The organism is Rahnella sp. PAMC25617, assembly GCF_050606005.1.
Classification (GTDB): Bacteria; Pseudomonadota; Gammaproteobacteria; order Enterobacterales; family Enterobacteriaceae; genus Rahnella; species Rahnella variigena.
The window spans coordinates 1-21,040 of the sequence record NZ_JBOCUM010000005.1 but is presented as its reverse complement, the minus strand read 5'-3'; the positions used below and the strand labels follow the sequence as shown (position 1 = coordinate 21,040).

18 protein-coding genes and 1 pseudogene are annotated in these 21,040 nt (G+C 50.9%); all 19 read right to left on the bottom strand.

Going from position 1 to position 21,040, the window contains the following annotated elements:
- Positions 1-75: pseudogene (locus ACM615_RS05005) on the bottom strand (type VI secretion system baseplate subunit TssE); the annotation flags it as partial.
- The gene (gene tssJ / locus ACM615_RS05000; protein ID WP_369964523.1) at positions 75-665 is read right to left on the bottom strand and encodes a type VI secretion system lipoprotein TssJ; all 591 of its coding nucleotides are present in this window, start codon (positions 663-665) and stop codon (positions 75-77) included. The pseudogene ACM615_RS05005 and the gene tssJ, both read right to left, overlap by 1 nt.
- Positions 586-1,677, bottom strand: a complete 1,092-nt coding sequence (tssG, locus tag ACM615_RS04995) for a type VI secretion system baseplate subunit TssG (RefSeq protein WP_431011542.1) — start codon at positions 1,675-1,677, stop codon at positions 586-588. Before tssG ends, tssJ begins: the two co-directional genes overlap by 80 nt.
- The gene (gene tssF / locus ACM615_RS04990) at positions 1,641-3,404 is read right to left on the bottom strand and encodes a type VI secretion system baseplate subunit TssF (RefSeq protein ID WP_431011541.1); all 1,764 of its coding nucleotides are present in this window, start codon (positions 3,402-3,404) and stop codon (positions 1,641-1,643) included. The genes tssG and tssF overlap by 37 nt, the downstream gene beginning before the upstream one ends.
- Before the next feature lie 12 nt (positions 3,405-3,416).
- Positions 3,417-3,695, bottom strand: a complete 279-nt coding sequence (locus ACM615_RS04985) for a PAAR domain-containing protein (protein ID WP_431011540.1) — start codon at positions 3,693-3,695, stop codon at positions 3,417-3,419.
- 22 nt (positions 3,696-3,717) lie between these two features.
- Entirely contained in the window at positions 3,718-5,310 is a 1,593-nt protein-coding gene (tssA, locus tag ACM615_RS04980; RefSeq protein WP_431011539.1) for a type VI secretion system protein TssA, read from the bottom strand.
- Positions 5,310-8,738, bottom strand: a complete 3,429-nt coding sequence (locus ACM615_RS04975; protein ID WP_431011538.1) for an ImcF-related family protein — start codon at positions 8,736-8,738, stop codon at positions 5,310-5,312. Before ACM615_RS04975 ends, tssA begins: the two co-directional genes overlap by 1 nt.
- Positions 8,735-9,958, bottom strand: a complete 1,224-nt coding sequence (locus ACM615_RS04970) for a hypothetical protein (protein WP_129639481.1) — start codon at positions 9,956-9,958, stop codon at positions 8,735-8,737. The genes ACM615_RS04975 and ACM615_RS04970 overlap by 4 nt, the downstream gene beginning before the upstream one ends.
- 145 nt (positions 9,959-10,103) lie before the next feature.
- Positions 10,104-10,931: a hypothetical protein gene (locus tag ACM615_RS04965; RefSeq protein WP_431011537.1), complete on the bottom strand. Its 828-nt coding sequence runs from the start codon at positions 10,929-10,931 to the stop codon at positions 10,104-10,106.
- A 119-nt stretch (positions 10,932-11,050) separates the two neighbouring features.
- Positions 11,051-11,812: a DUF6708 domain-containing protein gene (locus tag ACM615_RS04960; RefSeq protein WP_112290384.1), complete on the bottom strand. Its 762-nt coding sequence runs from the start codon at positions 11,810-11,812 to the stop codon at positions 11,051-11,053.
- Positions 11,813-11,868: 56 nt separating this feature from the next.
- On the bottom strand, positions 11,869-12,627 hold the full coding sequence (locus tag ACM615_RS04955) for a DUF6708 domain-containing protein (RefSeq protein WP_112290385.1): 759 nt from the start codon (positions 12,625-12,627) through the stop codon (positions 11,869-11,871).
- A 56-nt stretch (positions 12,628-12,683) separates the two neighbouring features.
- On the bottom strand, positions 12,684-13,445 hold the full coding sequence (locus ACM615_RS04950) for a DUF6708 domain-containing protein (protein ID WP_431011536.1): 762 nt from the start codon (positions 13,443-13,445) through the stop codon (positions 12,684-12,686).
- 56 nt (positions 13,446-13,501) lie between these two features.
- Positions 13,502-14,092 (bottom strand): DUF6708 domain-containing protein, encoded by a 591-nt coding sequence (locus ACM615_RS04945; RefSeq protein WP_431011535.1) that lies wholly within the window; start codon positions 14,090-14,092, stop codon positions 13,502-13,504.
- A 228-nt stretch (positions 14,093-14,320) separates the two neighbouring features.
- On the bottom strand, positions 14,321-15,082 hold the full coding sequence (locus ACM615_RS04940) for a DUF6708 domain-containing protein (protein ID WP_431011534.1): 762 nt from the start codon (positions 15,080-15,082) through the stop codon (positions 14,321-14,323).
- A gap of 55 nt (positions 15,083-15,137) precedes the next feature.
- A complete protein-coding gene (locus ACM615_RS04935) occupies positions 15,138-15,899 on the bottom strand; it encodes a DUF6708 domain-containing protein (protein WP_431011533.1) in 762 nt (253 codons plus the stop codon).
- Between the two features lie 21 nt (positions 15,900-15,920).
- Entirely contained in the window at positions 15,921-18,974 is a 3,054-nt protein-coding gene (locus ACM615_RS04930) for a T6SS effector BTH_I2691 family protein (RefSeq protein WP_431011532.1), read from the bottom strand.
- A gap of 24 nt (positions 18,975-18,998) precedes the next feature.
- Positions 18,999-19,871, bottom strand: a complete 873-nt coding sequence (locus ACM615_RS04925) for a hypothetical protein (protein ID WP_431011531.1) — start codon at positions 19,869-19,871, stop codon at positions 18,999-19,001.
- Positions 19,871-20,710: a DUF6708 domain-containing protein gene (locus ACM615_RS04920; RefSeq protein ID WP_431011530.1), complete on the bottom strand. Its 840-nt coding sequence runs from the start codon at positions 20,708-20,710 to the stop codon at positions 19,871-19,873. Before ACM615_RS04920 ends, ACM615_RS04925 begins: the two co-directional genes overlap by 1 nt.
- A gap of 3 nt (positions 20,711-20,713) precedes the next feature.
- Positions 20,714-21,040 (bottom strand): DUF6708 domain-containing protein (locus tag ACM615_RS04915; RefSeq protein ID WP_431011529.1); only part of this gene is annotated, 327 nt, incomplete at its 5' end.

Genomic DNA, 21,040 nt, shown 5'->3' with positions numbered 1-21,040 from the left:
GTTGTGCAAATCGAGGCCGCCGGCAAAGTTGCCGAGCAGCATTTCGTAAAGTGAGGGTGAGCGTGAGTTGGGCATCAGTCTTTCACCGGTTGCAGCGTCAGACCATTATTTCCAAGCTCGATAACACGCGCTTTATCCGGATCCAGTTCTTCCCTTTTCATAACCAGCCGCCACTGGTTTTTATCCATATCCGGATGACGGAATAACCCGACGACAGCGACAAATTTGGCATCCTTTTCCATTGGCATATCCAGTGACATGGCTGTGCCCGGTTTAATCACCACATTACGGCTGGCCAGCAAGTCATCTTTCAGCGCGTCATCGCCTTCTCCCGCCAGCTGCTGATAAACCGTTTTCTGGAAGTTTTTATCATCACGTAATTGATAAACGCGCACCAGCACCGGCTGTGAGGAAGAACTCGCCTCAGAGGCATCGGTATTGAGGGCTTCACGGGCAGTGAAATCCAGATGTAAGTCTTTTATTTGCTTGTAGAAAATAGATTTGGTTGCAGAGACAGTGCCGTCTGTCACTGCCTGAGTCAGCCCGCAGCCGCTCAATAACAGGACCAGTGCAGGCAGGCAGAATTTATTTTTCCAGGCGGTATTTAATAACACGTCGCGTTCCTTCTTGATGCGTTTGAGGCGCCAGTCCACAGTAGTGACCAAGCTCCACGGTAAAGTATTCAGGGATATCGTCAGATGCGCCGCCTTCTTCCAGACCCAACACACCGGTCAGCCCAAGTCTGAAAGGAACGTCACCAAGCACAGGAGCCGGTAACAGCCGGACAGGGACAGTCAGCTGGATACGGGCTTTATAACGCCAGCCGAGATAAACACGAAGTAACACCAAAAAATCAGCATAAATCGGTCCGTCGGGCAGCCATTCCTCTGCCTCATCCGCGTTTTCGGTATACAGCGAAATCAGTAACTGACTGTTGGCGTCAGTACCTTCGTCGCCCATTACGGTATCGCCATCCAGCCAGTTAGCGCCTTCACCAGCGAATGCCATCGGAGAGGTAATGGGTACTGAGCGCAGGCAATGCGGAGTCACTTCCGTGCGGGTAAATGGTGCCAGTAAACGCACCAGCGCCTGCACCCCCTCCGCCGTTCTCCCCGGCTGACGCATTACCCCGAGAAGTGCCAGAAACCTCGAGGCAGGCGTTGCGAAATGCCGTTGTGTGCCGGGAATACCCATGCCAATCAGACCCAGCAGACTTTGAGATGTACTGTCTTTACCACCCGGTTCAAACGTCGCGGGATAAGAGTATTTTCGCCAGATGCGATAAAACTGCGTCATGATGCGGTGGTTGAAGATGTCGAGGAAACCTTCGAGTACTTCATGTCCTTCACGCTGCTGGGTGATGTCGTCGATATAGGCCGTCGGCAGCGGGGCATCTACGCCGTATAACCCCATAAAGGTGGTACGAACGGTCAGCGGCGCGTCCGGATGATGTTCATCCTTTTCCAGCGCTTTCAGCTCACTGACCGGGAAACCCATCCCAGGATGTGGCCGGAAACGCACCGGATCATCTGCCGGATTGCTGGTGCTTCCCAACTGCGGTGCATCCGGTTGGTGTTTTTCCAGAAGCTGACAGAAGCGGTAGAAGTTAATCCGACTGATGTCCTGCTCAAGCCTGGCAGTTAGCCGGGAATGCGGGGCTGGTGGTTCTCTTCCCATTCCAGACGTTCTCCTGTCGGTTGCAGTATCAGGGTAAGGCGGTTAAACAGATGGATATCGGTATACAGTGCGAAGAAGCGGCTGAGCATTTCGCCAAACAGGCAAATATCGCCTCTGCCGGCAAATCCATTGCTGTCGAGCGTGATTTCAATCTGTACACCGCGCAGCAGATAGCCGCGTTCAAAACGCTCGATTTCGCTGTGCTGGACATCGGCAATCGCTTCAAGACGGCGGCGGTTCATCTCACTTTCTGTCCAGTTATACAGTGCCAGCGTTCCGCGTAAGACTTCGGCGTTGTCCATCATCCACAGAAAACTGCTGCCCAGATGGCTGAGTACCCGCCAGTGAAAACGGTCGCGGTTCGGTGGATAGCACGGCATGGTCGGTACGGACAAATTGCGTACGCGAACGTTCGCGCTGGTGGTTTTGACTGTGGTGTCCAGTACGGTACTTTGCAGTGATTTTCGCGGTAACTGGCCGTTGGTGCCGGTCAGGCTCAGGGACAAATTTTCGTTTTCCGGCACGGTATGGTTATCGAAAGCTTCGCCACCCAGCACCAGCCAGGTATCGTGCAGTCCGGATGGACCGCGCCTGACGCGGGTGTGGTAGTAATATTCCGGCGCATCGTGACGCAACATGCCACCCTTATGGCGGAAACTGGTGAAGGGCACATACACCTGATGTCCGGAATGCTTGGACGAAATAACCGAATCGACCGAGTAAATTTCGGTATAACCGTCCTGAACACGCATAGGCCGTAGCAGGTATTCTGTCTGCAACGATGACAGCGTTAAAGGGTCGGACTCCAGCGCAAAGAGGTTAATGACCGGCACACAGTTCAACCGAAGGTGCTTCTCTGAGAATGAAAAATCGTGTTCCCAGCGATTCTCCAGCACGACATCTATTTCAAACCAGCTCAGCTCAGTCGGTAAGGCAACTGTCTCCAGTCCTTTGAGCGCGACGAACATAAATTTCTCGCGGAAGGTGAAGTATTCCAGCAGTAACTGATAACCACTAAACGCACTCTCACCTTTTGGCCACAGCGTATCTGTTTCACCAAATCCCTGCGGGGCAAAGAATCCTTCCAGCGGCTGACGATCGGCCTGACCGGGCAAACGTACCCAAAGTTTGGCGGTATTCAGCGTCAGAGCTTCATGCAAAGCACAGGCCAGTGGCGCATCGGCATCAAAATAGAGCGGAATATGGCTCAGATTGATTTTGCTCCAGTCTGCCAGATTGCCGCAGTTGAAACGCATTCGGATCACCGAGCGACCATCGGGTTCGGTATCCAGCACAGCACGTTGCAGCGAAAGGGGCAGCAATTCGATGTCCTGCGTGGTGGTATAGCGGCAGCGCGTGGCCCGCTCGCCGATAGGGCGCGACAATACTTCAAATCCCTTTGTCATCACCCTCCGCTCTTTCATACCTTGCCAGTCAGGTGCGAACTCAACAATGGAAAGGGAAGGGATGGTGCGCAGGTAGTGCGGCCACAGCAGGCTGACTAATCCCTCGGTCAGTTCCGGCAGGTCATCATCGAGCTTTTCCCGCAGACGTCCCATCAGGAAGGCAAAACCTTCAAACAGACGTTCGACATAAGGGTCACGGGCACCGGCTTTATCCAGATTAAGTCCGGCAGCGCGGTCAGGGTGCGCGCGGGCAAATTCTTCGCCCGCCTCGCGTAAATAACGCATTTCAGCGTCAAAATAACGCAGGGTTAAATCGTCCATAAGTTTTATACTTTATTTGTCGTAGGTGGCTGTCGTTACGGATGGTATAAGGCGTGCCTGGCATGGGCAGCTGCTTTTACTGTACGTTGTGCCGGCGAATTTACGGCCATTAACCAAATCAGACGGAATGGCTCCAACTACGGCAAACATGCCCGGATTCAGACCACAGGTCACAGGTTCCTGCTCGCGTACAACCGGTTTGCCCATCAGTGTGTGTCTGGGATCGCCGCTGAGGATTTTTCCTCCGCAGGTGGTTTTATCGCCCAAAACTAAGTAATAACCTTTTGCCATTGTGATAATCCTTTATTGGGTATTAACCGCACAATACGGCGGCGCGGGCAGGGTCGATAGCTATCAGTGCGCTAAGTAAGACGTCCATGTCGGCCATCATCCGGTTTTTATCACCGTCTCCTCGTTGCGATTTCATACGCAGTAATTTCAGCCGACGGGCTTTCACTTCAAATACCAGCCCCGGCTCCCACTGCGGCAACGTGAGTGAGAGACTGTCACTATCCAGGCTGCCGAGGAGATGCAGCGCCATATCATTTTTACCGTACTGCTCCGAAACCCGCGCCATCACTAAGCGCAACAGCCACTGGTGGCGGGCGGTGTGGATGCCCGGTCTGGTCTGCAACCAGGTCAGTGCAGACTCCACGCCATCGCTGTCTGCCTGGGCAAGCGCTTCAGGCTCCAGCAGGAGAATGTCATCTTCACCGGAAGCAACGGAGGCAGCGGGTTCATTTCCCCAACCCGAGACAGATTCCAGCACCTGCTGGTTAATCCAGCCTTGTGTGACTTCATCGGCAAACGGCGTGCCGTCGCTCCATGACAAACTTTCCAGACCCGGCAAACGGGTGAGAAACAGCGCCAGATCTTGCGTGATACAAGTTGCCCAGCCTTCATAAGGTGCGCCGGCTTTGCTGAGTGCCTGATGCAAATACCACTGAACATCGAGCCAGAAATGGTTAACACCTTCAGCAAACATGGATTCCGCCTGCTCCAGCAGTTCCACCCAACTCTGTTGCAGATATAAGCGTTTAAGCTGAGCACGATATTCAGGGCGGGGCGGGAGCAAGCGGGTGCGGCCACTGGCATCCAGCGGCGGCAGTTCGTGAACGGTGTCCCAGCGCACACTCTTAATAAGATGATGGCCCGACAGCCAGCCTTGCGGCTGATCCCGCAGGTATTTTGCCAGCATTTTTGCCTGATCAAGCAGATCCCTTCCTGACTGCACGGATCGCAGGGAAGGGGATAAACCACTGCTTTCTGCCTGTGACGACGATGCACTGGTTTGCGGGACGACGGCGTTCATCCCGCCTGACTGAGCGAGGCGATTTTCGAGTGCGGCGTAGAGCGCCCCCAGTTCTGGCTTTGAGGATTCATTCCAGGTGCTGACACCCTGTTCAATGAGTGCCAGTGCGCCAATGATGCGCGCAAAATCTGTTTTATCGACTTCAGGATATAGCGACAGACTGTCCAGTACGCGGGAGCCTGCGACCCATTCCAGTGATGTCTTGCGGCTGTTTGCACGTAGAGGATGAAGGTTTTCCCCGTAGCGGGCAATCAGCCCGGCCAGAAGAGAAAGTCCGTCAGCCAGTCCGGCCTCACCGTCACGATGAAGACGCGCCCAGATGTAATAAGTGGCCACGCGGACGTCTTTACATTGGCTGGCGAGCAGTTTTTCTGCCAGTTCGCAGGTCAGGGTAGTATCCGCACCGGAGAGTTTGTTGACCTCTTCGCGCATTTGCTGGAAGTCATCGTCGTAACCCGGATCTTCGCCCGCGGGCTGATCCGGTGTAATTGGCTGCAACCATTTATCCCAAAGGGCAACCTGATTTTCTGCCTGAGATAAAAGAGATTCAGGCTCTGCCGCGCAGGCGGTAAGCAGGGTGGTTAATGTGGTCATTACGGCTCCTCGGCGATTGCATCGGGATCAAAAGGCTGTTCAGCAGATGAAGGACTAGCCTGAATCAGGAAAATCTGTGCCGGTAATGTGAAGTTACGCAGCTGCAACAGACCCAGCGGGCCTTTACCCAGTTCAGTGCGCAATATCCACTGCAGTTGTTGTTTGTCTGACGTGGTGAATGTCAGCTGATAACGGCCTTCATCCAGCTTTTGTTGTTTAGCCTGTTCAAGCCAGCGGATAAGTCCCCAGGTCCCCTGATAATCACCGTATAACCGGGCACCGGCGGAGGTCGAGGTCCATGTCAGCATGGTGCCCGGCTTATAGGTATCGCCCGGCCAACGGAAGCTTTGCCAGCTTTCCATCTGATTGAAGTAACGCAATTTTTGTCCGTCGATCGAAAGATTCGTTTCGACAACATCAGGAACCGGACGGGCCAGCAATTCAAAGCGCATTCCCTGGCTGCCGTCGGTGAACAGGATGTCGGAGATCTGGCTGAGCTGGTTGATCGCCGCCAGAAATGCCGGATTGAAGGTCAGACCCTGACTGTTCACTTTATCCGGCACCCAGCGTGTCCCTTCTTTGTGCAGAACACCGCTCAGCTCACGGGTCAGGAAGTTGTCGATACGGCCACTATCCTTGCGAATAAACTCTGCCAGCATCGGAAGAGAAGCATCGCTTTTGCTGGCAGCAAACGGATAGCGTCCGTCGAAGGCGGATTTCCAGTTGTTAACAATGGCGTTTTTCCACTGGTCATTAAGGCTGGCCGAAGAGGGCTGTAATACGGCCTCCCATGCCTGTGTCAGTGGCTGTACAAACATGGTCTGGCCGAAACCGCTCCATTCTTCACCGAGGCTGGCAGCGATCAGGCTGCCATATTCCTGACTATCGGTCAGGTCTACGCTTTTACCCTGGAACACCGTTTGTGCCAGCACTTGCGTCATCTCCTGCGGGTCAGAAGCATTCGCCACCTGCTGAAGTTTCAGGCGCACGCGGGTAATACGGGTCAACAACGTTTGCAGGCTAAGCGAACTGTCCGATGACAACATGTTCTGCGCACTGCCCTTTCCCATCAGGGCGAGCAGCGGACCAAAGGTTTCATCCAGAGGCCTGACAGGCCCGCTGGCGTGCTGATCAATAGCAGGTTGTGAATCTTTATTGATGAGTGCTTTGGCTGATTTCACCAGAGAATCTGACAGCGCTTCGTTTTGCTGTCCGGTTTGTCCCTGCCATGCCAGCGTGTTCATCAGGGCGATCAACGGGGACTGGCGTACGTCGCTCATCAATGAAAGCTGATCAATAACATCTGACAGATTTTTAGCTTCATTCCAGCGCAAACTATTGAGAAAATTCAGCCAGCTACCCGCAAAGTCAGTGAAATAGCGTTCAGTGAGGCGTTTCTTTAACGCTTCCGGTGAAATATCTTCAGAGATCGCCCGGCGGTTATCGCTCAACACCCAGTCAATTTCCTCGCGACGCGAAGATACCGCTTTGTCGATCGCCTCCTGGATTTGTTCATCCCAGGCTTTGCGCGTGAACATACCCGGTACCACTTCATCGCTTCTGAACAGACGCTGCGCATCTGTATCACCCGTCATATCCAGCAGTGTCATGTCTGCGTAATTGCGGCGTACTGAAAGCAGCATATTTTCATACAAAGTACTTTCAGCATTGCGCTGACCGATTTCACCCAGCAAAACCTGTCGCGACTGGGAAACCAGCGCCAGATCCGGCTTAATCTTCCAGTCTGGCTGCGTGCGCAGGTTGGCGGCATAAAACTGCCATAAGTCAGGAGCCAGACTCTGCCACAATCCCGGAGACACGCCGGGGCGTTGCGGTTGTGTCGTTTTCATTACCTGTGCGTAAAACGCGGCATCTGCTTTTTCCGGTCTGATCATCATCAGATATGCTTTAAGCTGGTCGTAGCCTGACTTTGCCAGCGCAGCACGTTTCGGGCTGTTGGCGGGAAGGCTGGCAAGTTCGTTGAGCTTATGTAGCAAACTTTCAGCTGCGGCATCGCGGATCAGGCGGTTATTAGCGCTGCCATATGATGGCAGCAGGGCTGTGAGCAGCTGCGCATTGTGGTCCAGACCAAAACGCTGATACCAAGGCGCACCCTCAGTAACGCGAGCCTGAAGACGACCGATATCATTGCGCAGTGTCTGCAAGGCAATTAATTGCTCATCGGAAACAGGCTGCGGTTTGGCGAGGTATTGCGTCTGCTCAGCGGCAGAGACCATCTGATGACGGTTCACAGCAAAGGACACCACGCTGCCAATGCCCCACAGGACGATCAGCGCGAGCACACCGTAGCAGAGCGTTTGCTCCCACGGCAGACCGACGCGACGACCGCGTGCAGACCGGCAGTCATCCAGTACGCTCTGCCAGCTTGCAGGCGGTGTCCAGGTTTTATCATGTACACCGGCAGAGGCTGCTGAGGTCTGCGGCAAGCTGAACATCAGGCCACGCATTGGAATGCGTGCGGCATAATCAGCAGACCAGGGTGAAAGTATCTGACCCCAGCGGGCTGCACCAGACTCGCCTAACGACTGCGCCAGACGCAGCAGAAAATCGTGTGTCTGTTGGGTCAATACCTGCTGCATTCCCTGCTCGCGCATCAGGGGTATCAGCGATTTCAGCGTTCTTTCTACCGATTGTGAGGTGGCATTAGCCGGGAAAATAACCCCGACCGGCTGCTCGATACGTTCATCCTGTGACCAGTCGCTTTCGCAAACCTGCCACAGATATACCGGCGCCTGATAACGCAATGCTTCGCCGGTTTTCTCAAGCGAGCGCAGACCGTCGTCCATCCACTGCGACGTTTTGCTTTGAGATTCGGTGACGGCCCAGAGAATGCCATCAAACGGACGGGTGCGACGCAGTTTCCGCCATTCAGAAAGACGCGCATCGTCAGCAGCTTCATGCAGACTGCCACCGTGAATAAGCACGGTACGCTGACCTTCCAGCCAGCCCTGTTCTGCCAGTGTAGGTGCCAGGGCAGTGATTTCACTGGCCTCACCGACGATCATCAACAGGCGTACTTTATAACGCCAGAACAGACCGTAGCGGCGGCGCAGCCGAGCTTTGAGCTGGGCGAGGTCGGACTGGGATTTATTGGGCAGCTTTGAGTCCAGCTTTTTGGGGGTCAAAACATCATCGCCGGAAATATTCTGCCGTTCATGTCTGAAACTACGGCGACCCTCGACGCGTGTTCCCCAAAACAGGAAAAAGGCGATGAGAAATATGGCAACGCACGCGGCAACCGAACTGCTTAACCACGCGTACCAGCCTGGAGTTGCCCGAATCAGGTTTAATTTTTCGGGATGCCAGCAGAGGGTCCAGACCATCATGAGACCTGTGAGTAAGCCGATTAAAATAAGGCACCAGAACACCAGTTCAGGTTTTTTAATTAAGGACAGAATTCGTTTCATCTTTCGCCTTCCTGGCCAGAAATTGCCGGGGATACAATCATGTTCCAGACCTTTCCATTTTGTTGTTCGCGACATATCAGCAGATGGTATGCAGGATGTTGTTGTATTGCCTGAGCCGCTGCAGCAACAGCAAGCCAGGAGGCCGCTTTATCAGGGAGGCCCAGATAATCGGTAAAATCATGTACACCGGTTTGTTGGTCAACACCACTCAACGAAGCAGAACTGATGGCCTTCATCAGAGGTATATGCTCGCTGTCATCAGTCGTTACGCCAGCCAGCCAGATATGCCCGGGTATGGCGGGCGCGAGAGGAACCCAGTCAAGCGCCTGCCCGAGAGCATATTCAAATGCATCCGGTGATGTCCCGACGGCTTCGGGGCGATGAAGAAAGGCCAGAGGTGAAATAGCATGTTGGGTCAGGCGGTTGCCAAGCAAGATGCCGGTAATCGCCTCTGCTGACATGGGCGTATTCACTGGCGAATATTGCCATGACACGACAAGCAACAAAGCATCGCTGTGAATGCGATGATCCAGCCATTCATCGACAACTTGCATTCCGCTGCCAGATATACGCGAGCAGGATTGTTGGATCCCGCTTGTCTTCCAGGCTTGCCACCACAGAGCCTCTGCTTTCTCCTCAGGTATTGATGACGATGATTCAAATAGCAGCATCAGGGGTTTATCTGCAGGCAATAGCGCAAGTGTTTGCGCTAATTGTTTTGCCAGTGAGATAAATAACATTTCAAGGTGTTTTTCATCGGATAAACCCGCTATTCGGGCTAACTGGCTCAGACGAATATTCTCCTCATCGCGCCAGGAACGCTGGGTAAAGAGTACATTGTCATTACGCAGCAAATTGGCCGATACAGAAGCCAGGGGTGTCTCTGGCTCAGAGTGTGCGGTACAGCACTCGGCTGCTAATATCTGTAATGCACGACGACCCCGGCGAACTTCCTGAATAATAGTATTTTCTCTTTCTTTATCGTAGGCGCTGGCAAATATTTGCTTAAGTAGATAAATCAAATAAGACGAAAAATATAAGCATCCCGTAATAATTCCAGGGATGCCCACGGACACTAATACATTATTTTCTCCTGTCACCAGCCTGGAATAAACAATGCTCAGGCCAATTAGAAAAATAAGAAAAACTATCCAGCGCGACAGGCGAGGTGGGGTCGGTCTGATGCAGGTGTCAGGGATGTTTTTTAAATCTACGGCCATAGCGTTTTTCTTGTATTAGAGAACTCAGGGGGGTTAAATGGCAGAGGCAGGTAATGAGTTACAGGTTGCTATATTTCCCTGCTCTTGTCGTTTTTCGCCTCAGAGTTTATTTTGAGGCAATATAGAAATCACCATGATTTATTATTTAAGCGGCGTGAGATTCAGTCAGGTTAGACAAAATATTTGCCATGGCTGACGAAACGTAGTCACGCTCCCCCTCAAGCCAGGCCTTACGCAGAGTACAGACTTTATCCACGTCAGGTGTTTGTATGTGTAACTTAAAAAGACGGTTATCCATATGCGTGACTTTGACATTATTATATGGGACCCGGTAGGTTTCGGAATATAGCCCAGGTGTAATTATTAACTCATTTTTTGATAACCCAATAACTACCCGATTGTTCAGGCGGAAACCATTAACCAAAGCCAGCACGCCGGCTCCTACCAAAATACTACCGGTCCCGAGGCCCATGACCATTATCACCCCTCCGAGTACAATAAACACAACGCCATTAATAAAAAATGGCGTTGTTTTGAAGTATAGTTTCACACTTTCATTCATCTCTGTGTTTTCTTCCGTACTTCCTTCTGTAGGTGTATTTAAACCTGTTTTCCCCTCAGTGTTTATATTGTTTTCTTCTTCAGGTGATGAGAATACAGTCATACCCTGGTTAGATTTTTTTTCGTAACTTGACATATATCCAATGAAAAACACCATGCCAATGGGGAGCATGAAAAATGCGCCAATGCCTGCGATAATTCGCCCCGCTTTTGGTGCCAGAAATAACAAGCCAATACTTGCAATTTGCATGGCCAACGCAACAATAAATAACGGAAGTACAATAGACCACACCAGGTGTGAATTGTCATAATCGTACCCGCCTGCTGTTTCAGATAAATTAAACCATGCAATACATGTAATGAGTATATTAATGAGCAAACCAATCCAAAGCATTAAGCTTATTTTTTTCATTTAAAATTCCTTTAGATAAACAAAAACATTTTAATTTATAATAAGACGGCACAGTTCTACGTTTAGATTTGAGCAGAAAAAATTCTGAGAGAAGAAGTCAGTTGCCGATGCAAACCGTTTTAAGGTGCGGTGGTCGATTCCCGCTCCATATCTTCCGGCCAGCGGTCTGCCTTGCGCGGGCACCAGTCGTCAGGCCGGCCGGTTTCTACCGGATCTGCTGTGACCGAGTCATGCTGCATATAGACAGAGAGATAACTCCAGATCTGGCACAGCATTTCCTGTGAGCTGCGCTCTTTAGCTATCAGAAAGCGGGTAACGACTTTATTAGTGCCGGGTTCACAGACTGAACCGAAAAGCTGATACCCCGAGTCTAACCTTGCATAGGAATAGCAAATTTCGCCATGAACATTGCCCCAATCGTAAGAGCGGATGGTTGTTGGCCATTTCATCCATGGGAGTTGCGCACGTTTGTAGTCGAAGATATAAATTTTTTGCCGTTTCCGATTCAGGCGAATGGGTTGGTCTCGGGGCTGGGCTAAGTACATTCTCAAGCCAAAGCTGGCCATAGCAAAAAAAACAAATGTCCCTCCCAATCCTATAATTATCATCCCATGACCAGTGTGGCCATGTTGTATGGCAAAACCAGAAACCCCAACACCAATGCCAATAATCGACATTAAAATTGCCCATGCAAGCACCCCTCCCCAGGAGACTTCAGCGCTGTAACGAGGGACTTCCAGATAGGTATCGTTCATCGTCGTCAACCAACGTAGCTGCGGTGGTACCAGCTGAGGTTCGTGATTCTCCGGCATATCTTCCCGCCAGTTTTTAATGGGCGGATTAAGTCTCGGTTGAGGTTCGTCCATGGTAAATAGAGGCATTTGGAAACAATCCTTTAAGGTTTAGCTTTTCCATCTTGCGAAAGTTACAGGGCGCTTTAAGGTGCCGTTGTTGACTCCCGTTCCATATCTTCCGGCCAACGGTCTGCCTTGCGTGGGCGCCAGTCGTCAGGCCGGCCGGTTTCTACCGGATCTGCTGTGACCGAGTCATGCTGCATATAGACAGAGAGATAACTCCAGATCTGGCACAGCATTTCCTGTGAGCTGCGCTCTTTTGCAATCAAAAAGCGGGTAACGACTTTGTTAGTGCCGGGTTCACAGACTGAACCGAAAAGCTGATACCCGGAATCATAACGTGCGCTGGAATAACGGATTTCGCCGCGAACATCCGCCCAGTTGTATGACCTGATAGTGGTGGTCCATTTACGCCAGGGTAAGAACGTATGTTTGTACTCAAATATATAAATTTTTTGGCGTTTGCGATTCAGGCGAATGGGCTGGTCTCGAGGCTGGACGAAATACATTTTCAGGCAAAAAAGCATTAAGCAAAAGAATATAAATGCTCCACCCAATCCTATTGCGGTCATCGCATAATCATCGTAGCCGCCCTGAATGACAAAACCAAAAGCCCCAACGACAACCCCAAGAATGAACATTAAAACTGCACTTGCAAGCATTCCTCCCCAAACTATCGTACTGTAAAGGGGTACCTCCAGAAAGATATCGTTAAGCATCGTTAACCAGCGTAGCTGAGGGGGCACCAATTGCGGTTCGTGGTTATTCGGCATGTCTTCACGCCAGTTTTTAATGGGTGTAGTGAGTTTCGGCTGTGGTTCTTCCATGGTAAACAGAGGCATTCGAGGGCAATCCTTTAAGGTTTAGCTTTTCCATCTTGCGAAAGTTACAGGGCGCTTTAAGGTGCCGTTGTTGACTCCCGTTCCATATCTTCCGGCCAGCGGTCTGCCTTGCGTGGGCACCAGTCGTCAGGCCGGCCGGTTTCTACCGGATCTGCTGTGACCGAGTCATGCTGCATATAGACAGAGAGATAACTCCAGATCTGGCACAGCATTTCCTGTGAGCTGCGCTCTTTTGCAATCAAAAAGCGGGTAATAACCTTGTTAGTGCCCGGCTCGCAAACCGAACCGAAAAGCTGGAAGCCCATATTATAACGATCACTTGAATAACGTATTTCGCCGCGAACATCCGCCCAGTCATATGACCGGATGGTGGTTGGCCATTTTAGCCATGGGCAAAATGTACGGTTGTACTCAAAAATATAAATTTTTTGGCGTTTGCGGTTCAGGCGAATAGGTTGGTCACGAGGCTGCATAAAGTAAATTTTTAGCATAAAAAGTGACAGGGTAAATATAATAAACGCCCAAGCTAAACCAATTGAGACCATCCAATAACCCTTAATCCCTTCTTGCATAAAAGGACCCGAAATCGCAAAACCGATGGCGAGAAAAGACAATAATATTCCACTCATTAATACCCCTCCCCATAGAATTTCACTACTGTAGCGGGCTAACTCCAGAAAGGTATCGTTAAGCGTTGTCAACCAGCGTAACCGCGGCGGCACCAGTTGTGGTTCGTGGTTCTCCGGCATATCTTCCCGCCAGTTTTTAATGGGCGGATTAAGTCTCGGTTGAGGTTCGTCCATGGTAAATAGAGGCATTTGGAAACAATCCTTTAAGGTTTAGCTTTTCCATCTTGCGAAAGTTACAGGGCGCTTTAAGGTGCCGTTGTTGACTCCCGTTCCATATCGTCTGGCCAGCGGTCTGCCTTGCGCGGGCGCCAGTCGTCAGGCCGGCCGGTTTCTACCGGATCTGCTGTGACCGAGTCATGCTGCATATAGACAGAGAGATAACTCCAGATCTGGCACAGCATTTCCTGTGAGCTGCGCTCTTTAGCGATCAGAAAGCGGGTAACGACTTTATTTGTGCCCGGCTCGCAAACCGAACCGAAAAGCTGGAAGCCCATATTATAACGATCACTTGAATAACGTATTTCGCCGCGAACATCCGCCCAGTCATATGACCGGATGGTGGTTGGCCATTTTAGCCATGGGCAAAATGTACGTTTGTACTCAAAAATATAAATTTTTTGGCGTTTGCGGTTCAGGCGGATTGGCTGATCGCGAGGCTGTACAAAATACATCTTCAGGGTAAAAAGCGCGAGTGGAGAAAAAGCACATACCGCAGTCATGCCTAAGAAAATCATCACATAATCATCGTGTCCCATTTGTAAAACAAAACCCAATATCCCAATACCAAAGGTAAAAATGGAAATGAAAATCCCGCATATTAACATCCCCCCCCCCATACTACTTCCGTACTATAACGGGGTACTTCCAGAAAGGTATCGTTAAGCGTTGTTAGCCAGCGTAGCTTAGGGGGCACCAGCTGTGGTTCTTGGTTCTCCGGCATATCTTCCCGCCAGTTTTGGATGGGTGGATTGAGTTTCGGCTGTGGTTCTTCTATGGTAAACAGAGGCATTTGAGGGCAATCCTTTAGGGTTTAGCTATCCATCTTGCGTAGGTTACAGGGCGCTTTAAGGTGCCGTTGTTGACTCCCGTTCCATATCTTCCGGCCAGCGGTCTGCCTTGCGTGGGCACCAGTCGTCAGGCCTGCCGGTTTCTACCGGATCTGCTGTGACCGAGTCATGCTGCATATAGACAGAGAGATAACTCCAGATCTGGCACAGCATTTCCTGTGAGCTGCGCTCTTTAGCGATCAGAAAGCGGGTAACGACTTTATTTGTGCCCGGCTCGCAAACCGAACCGAAAAGCTGGAAGCCCATATTATAACGATCACTGGAATAACGTATTTCGCCGCGAACATCCGCCCAGTCATATGACCGGATGGTGGTTGGCCATTTGCGCCAGAGAAACCACGTACGTTTATATTCAAAGATATAGATTTTTTGGCGTTTCCGGTTGAGGCGAAGCGGCTGATCTCGAGGTTGAGCAAAGTACATTTTTAGACAATAAAAAGCCAATGGCAAAAAACTAAATGTACCAATCAACCCTAGAGAAATCATCACATAATCATCGTGTCCAATCTGTAGAACAAACCCCAATATCCCAAAACTTATGCTGAAAATGGAAATAATAATACCCCAGATAAGCACTCCCCCCCATGCAACTTCCGTGCTATACCGAGGTATTTCAACAAAGATATCATTTAGCGTTGTTAACCAGAGTAGCTTAGGTGGCACTAGTTGCGGCTCGTGGTTCTCCGGCATATCTTGCCGCCAGTTCTTGATAGGTGGATTAAGTCTCGGTTGAGGTTCGTCCATGGTAAATAGAGGCATTTGGAAACAATCCTTTAAGGTTTAGCTATCCATCTTGCGTAGGTTACAGGGCGCTTTAAGGTGCCGTTGTTGACTCCCGTTCCATATCTTCCGGCCAGCGGTCTGCCTTGCGCGGGCGCCAGTCGTCAGGCCGGCCGGTTTCTACCGGATCTGCTGTGACCGAGTCATGCTGCATATAGACAGAGAGATAACTCCAGATCTGGCACAGCATTTCCTGTGAGCTGCGCTCTTTAGCGATCAGAAAGCGGGTAACGACTTTATTTGTGCCCGGCTCGCAAACCGAACCGAAAAGCTGGAAGCCCATATTATAACGATCACTGGAATAACGGATTTCGCCGCGCACATCCGCCCAGTTATATGACCGGATGGTGACTGGCCATTTTAGCCATGGAAAAAAGGTACGTTTATATTGGAAAATATAGATTTTTTGACGTTTACGGTTCAGGCGGATTGGCTGATCGCGAGGCTGTACCAGGAACATCTTAAAGGCTAAAAGTGCAATGCTAAACAACACAAACGCCCCTCCTAGTCCAACAACTATCATTCCATAACCATCATGCCCAGCCTGGATGGCGAAGCCTGAAACACTCATGCCAATGGCAAGAACCGATGATAATATCCCACTAAATATCATTCCTCCCCAAGAAATTTCAGTGCTGTAAAGAGGGACCTCTAGAAAAATATCGCTTAGCGTCGTCAAGCATCGCAGTCGAGGAGGGATAAGCTGTGGTTCGTGGTTTTCCGGCATATCTTCCCGCCAGTTCTTGATAGGTGGATTAAGTCTCGGTTGAGGTTCGTCCATGGTAAATAGAGGCATTTGAGGGCAATCCTTTAAGGTTTAGCTGTCCAATTGGGTAGTAAGTTGTAGGCTGTCATCCTGCCGGGTTTTGTCCGGCCAGTAGGTCACAACCAGCTCGGCGTTATTAAAACGTGCGGTATTTAGCGGAAACTCACCGTCCAGTTGCAGTCCGCTGTGTGTTTGCGACGATATTACGCCCCAGGTTTCAGCCAGAGAATTCGCCGCTTTCACTTCAGTGACAGGCAGCGCCCCCGGCATAGTACTCATCGCTGTGTTAAACAGAACTGGCATGGTCTGATAGGTTTGCTGCTCCGGGGGCGTAAACCCGGCCAGTTTTGCGGGTGAAGCGCTTCGCGCCAGTATCAGGCGACTGCCGTTGCCGCCGGTGGCTGTCAGTTCGACGAGCCAGTCGGAGCCTGCCGGGTTACAGTCCGCCAGCATGACCCTGGCAGCCAGCATGCGGTTACCCAAAATCCGGGTGTTATTCATTATTTCCGTGACCCAGTCACCACTTAGCTGTACCGACACGCCACTGGCGATAATATGCAGTTGTTTCATTGCCTCCTGGAGGTCTGCAGGATTTTCCACACGCCACATAGGGTGTACATCGTCCTCATTTTGATCGGTTCCGAAACATGTATGCGATAACCAACGCTCAAGCGGAGAACGTACAAAAAGATTGCCAATAGCTACCAATGTAACGGCAGCTATCCCAAGGGCAATGCACCAACCAATCGGACCAAAGATTGTAAAAATACCTGCATAACTAAACCAAACTGCTGCGCCACCTGAAATTATTGTTAACCCAGCAGCTATGCCATATAAGAGAGCTGCTGTTGAGTCTCCTGCTTGCATTAAGTCATAAGCCTTAATCCCCAACGCAATACCGTCAATTATCGCTGCGAAGCCGCCAATCACTCCTGCGCCCCGAATGAGAAGATCGCCATTCTTGAATAATCCCGCGACAGCTGCGCTTTGCCCGACAATTTCTACCGCGGAAGCCATGATGATTAAAGACTTGGAAGCCAGCCCCATCTCTGCCTGAGTATCGCCCGGTATGGCTTTCTTTAGCTCATCCAGATCGCTAAAAGTGGCATATAGCAAAATTCCGGCCAGAATCACCCCAATAAAGCCGCTCTGGAGATCTGTTGATACCTTTAACTGACTGCGTGCTGCATTACGCATATCAGCTTCACCCAACTCAATTTCACCGGAGAGCAGGGAGCGGTCGATGGCGTCGGATGTGACAGCTGCCGGGAGAGCCTTATTCAGCGGTGCGCCTAATTTCACCGTAATTTTTTGCTCAAGGATGGCCGGGTCAGTGATTTGCGTCCAGTGCCCCAAACGCGAGGTACTGGTTACGCGGCCATTTTCTTCGCCCGAGATACTCCAGGCAGGTTTACCGTGGGCATCAAGCTGAATTTGCAGCATGTGCTGATATTCGCGGATAGTGAGCTTCCCGGTAAGCAGGGTCGCGGCAGGCACATCTGCTGATGTATAAGCTACGGCTTGTAACATTCGCACCATCCCGGATTTTGCCTGTGCAGACAATGTGTTTTCGAGCTTGCTGAATGCGCCGGAAATGGAGGTGATCAAGCTTGCCATTATTTTCTGATACGCGGGGCTGTTGATATAATCGCTAACTTCCTTACTGTTTAGCACTGCTTTCAGGTTGGCATAGGTCAGGCTGCCGCCGAAGACCTGCGACGGTAAATCGGTTACACCCGGCTGGCTGCGCATCAGGGCCATATACGGCGGGCTTTGCGGATCTTCCAGCCATCTTGCCCATTCCGGGGTCTCGCTGTCTTTGCCGCTGTTTTCCATATCAAAACCCGCGACACTGCCCTGAAGACAGCGGGTAATGGTGGTCAGCTGTGCCACCCAGCTGATAGCACTGTTTTGCGGGGCATAGTCGTTCTTGAGAATGGCCAGCCAGAGCGCAGAACGGTAGGCGGCATTCAGATCCTTCCAGGTGGCGACAATTTTGCGGTTGTAGCCGTCAACGGTGGACTGATAATCCCGGGCAAACTCTGCCCGCGCGGGTTCGTCATAATAATCTTCCATACGACGCGTGGCTTTATATACCTCTGCTGCAACCTGGTTTTCACGGGAAGTGGAGTACGACGTGGTGTAACCCGGCGTGTAAACCCCCTTTATATTCGGGTCTGTTTTCATCTGCGCCGCTGTTGATTGTTTAATCTGCAGAATGGCATCAGAAATCATTTTCTTATGAATATTACTGGTTATAGCTGTATATGCAGCCAGTGCCTCTACGCAATCCAGTCGTCCGGTGTTTAATTCCTGAATTACTCCGACTTGATCGTCGAGCACTAATGCAGTCACCGGCGCCTTATACTGGTGCGTTAACTGGGCGATGCGGTTCCCCAGTGCCGTTTGCTTTTGAGGATCCATACGATGAGAAAAGCCATGCGCGCCATTCGGTAATCCTTCCTTGCCCGCGATACTGGGAAATGAATCCGTGGCGAATTCCAGCACATTACTTTTGAGGGCAGACAGCGAAGGGTCAAGTGTCAGACTACGACTGGTGTCTGCAGCAGTGACATTTCCCTCAGACAGGGTTATCTGAGTAAAACGGCTGGCGGGACGTGTTCCATTCTGGTATTCATCCAGCACCGTTTTGCTCCACGGATCACTGCTAAATGCCACGGCCGCTTGTGTATATTTTGGATCGATATTGATAAAACCCGCCACGATCTCGTGGTTCTGCGTCAGACAGGCTTCGCTAAGCGATTCGACTTTTTCTCCTTCAGGCATTTCTTCAGCATTGAACATGCGCAAGGCACCTTCAGGCGTCACCTGATAGCCTTGCCAGTAGGTGTTATCCAGCAGGACATACAAATATCCTTCCCGCAGTGTGCGTAGTGCGTATTTATACTCGCCGCCCGTCAGTTCGGAATCCTGCTTCGGCACCGAAGGCGCCCAGCCGGTATTGACCAATGGTTTTGGAACGGCGGCCACACGCAGGGGGAAAATAGCGACACCTTCTCGCTTGCAGGCTTTACAGCCTGATGGCGTGCCCGCTACCTGTTCGCTTGCGGCACTGTTCTGAGAAGCTTGTGATTGTGAACTCATCGTCAAAATTCCTTTTTTTATGCGCTATGGCCCGATAAGCGTCTGCAAGAGGGCATCCGAAAGCGTGGGGAATAACCGGGTCAAATACAGATCCGAATGGCTGGCAACCTGTTCTAACAGCGCCAATACCTCGGGGTGTGCAGTGATGTTGTCGGGTAACGTCAGGTAACTTAGTGCAAGACATACTGTGTCAGCTTTATGGGGAAGTCTGGCCAGTTCGGACTTCGCCCAGGCATCCGCCGCTTGCTTTGCGGCATCGGCAGGCAGTGAGCCACCGGTTTTGTGCCACGCAGACAGCAATCGCCAGATATCACGCACATTATTCTGTGCGCACTCTGTACCCCATTTCATCCGCCATTCATCCCCCTCAGTTGTGCCGGACAATACCTGCATACGACCACTACAGGAGATCCAGCACCACTGGCTGATGTTGCTGATAAGGCGGGAGAATTCATTTTTTCCGTTGAGCGCAGTTAACAGTTCGAGACGTAATGGCTCATAAAAAGGCACGATATTTTCGCGCTGTACTTGTTTACATAAGCCTGCCAGCTCTGCGGCAAATGCCTCAGGTGCCAGCGGCGAACTTATCCAGCCGCAGATATAACGCTTTTCATAGAGCTTTTCATCGCGGGAATAGTCTTCGCTTTTAAGCAATAACTCCTCATTACAAAGTATCCCGGGCAGGGCCAGCAGCATCACCATCGGACAATACTGAGGTGCGTATGCAAGGTCAGGCCGAAGTACTCTGTACAGGACATCATTCCCAAATACGTCATTAAGGCGATTGAGATGCAGGGCGTTCCAGGATGGAACACTTTTCAACGGATCCAGCAGCAGGTAGCGGTATTCATCGCACTTTGCGTTTAACAATTCTGATAATGACATCGCTGTAGGCATTAACGGCTGCTCTCAGTGCAGGTTGTTTCCGGTGCAGTGGTCGACTCCCGGTCGATATCAGCAGGCCAGCGGACGGTGTTAAACGGCGTCCAGCTTGCGGGCGCCTTTGTCAGCAGCGGGGCGGTGGGCACGGGCTTCGCCTGCATGTAGTGACAGCAGTGGCTCCATAATCCGCGCAATAACTTAGGATGACCCACCGCCCAGCTGAGCACAAAACTGTCGATAATTTCAGTTGTCCCGGGTTTGCAGACAACGCCGTACAGTCGGTAGCCCTGATCGTAACGTCCTGTTTCCCGCGTCATTTGTGCATGAACATCAGCCCAGTCGAAGACTTTGATTGTCGTTGGCCAACGAACCCAGGGATTCCACTTACGCTGATACTCGTATACATATATTTTTTGGCGCTGACGGTTAAAACGAATTGGAGTTCCTCGGGGAGAAAATAAAACAGTTCTGAAATTAAAAAATAATAATGACACAAAACAAATATAACTAACTAAACAAAATATAGTTATTGACACATTAAAAAAGAAGTTAGGTAATGTCATAAAAAATGAAATCATAATAAGAGGGATTATTAATGACACTCCTCCTACCCACGCTCCCCACCATAATATATTTTCAAATCGTGGGATTTCCATCCAGATATCATTTATTTCATTAACCCAGGTAAGTCGAGGGGCGGTTTGCTGTTTCTCATTTTGCCCGGGTAAATCTTCAACCCAATTTTTTAAGGCAGGCGTTAAAGCAGGCCGCCCCGCGAATTCTGTCTCCAGCGCGGCTTCCAGGGTTTCAGGCTCAATGCGCCAGGGACCATCAGGACGTTGATTATTTTCCATATTTCACCCTGCTGATGAGTTTGCCGCATCCGCAGCCGTCGTAGATTCGCGGTCAATGGCTTCGGGCCAGTGAATATTATTTCGCGGACACCAGCTATTTGGCCGCTCATCGTAAAACGGTTGTGTCGGAACCGGTTTGTGCTGCATGTAGTGACAGCAGTGGCTCCATAATCCGCGCAATAACTTAGGATGACCCACCGCCCAGCTGAGCACAAAACTGTCGATAATTTCAGTTGTCCCGGGTTTGCAGACAACGCCGTACAGTCGGTAGCCCTGATCGTAACGTCCTGTTTCCCGCGTCATTTGTGCATGAACATCAGCCCAGTCGAA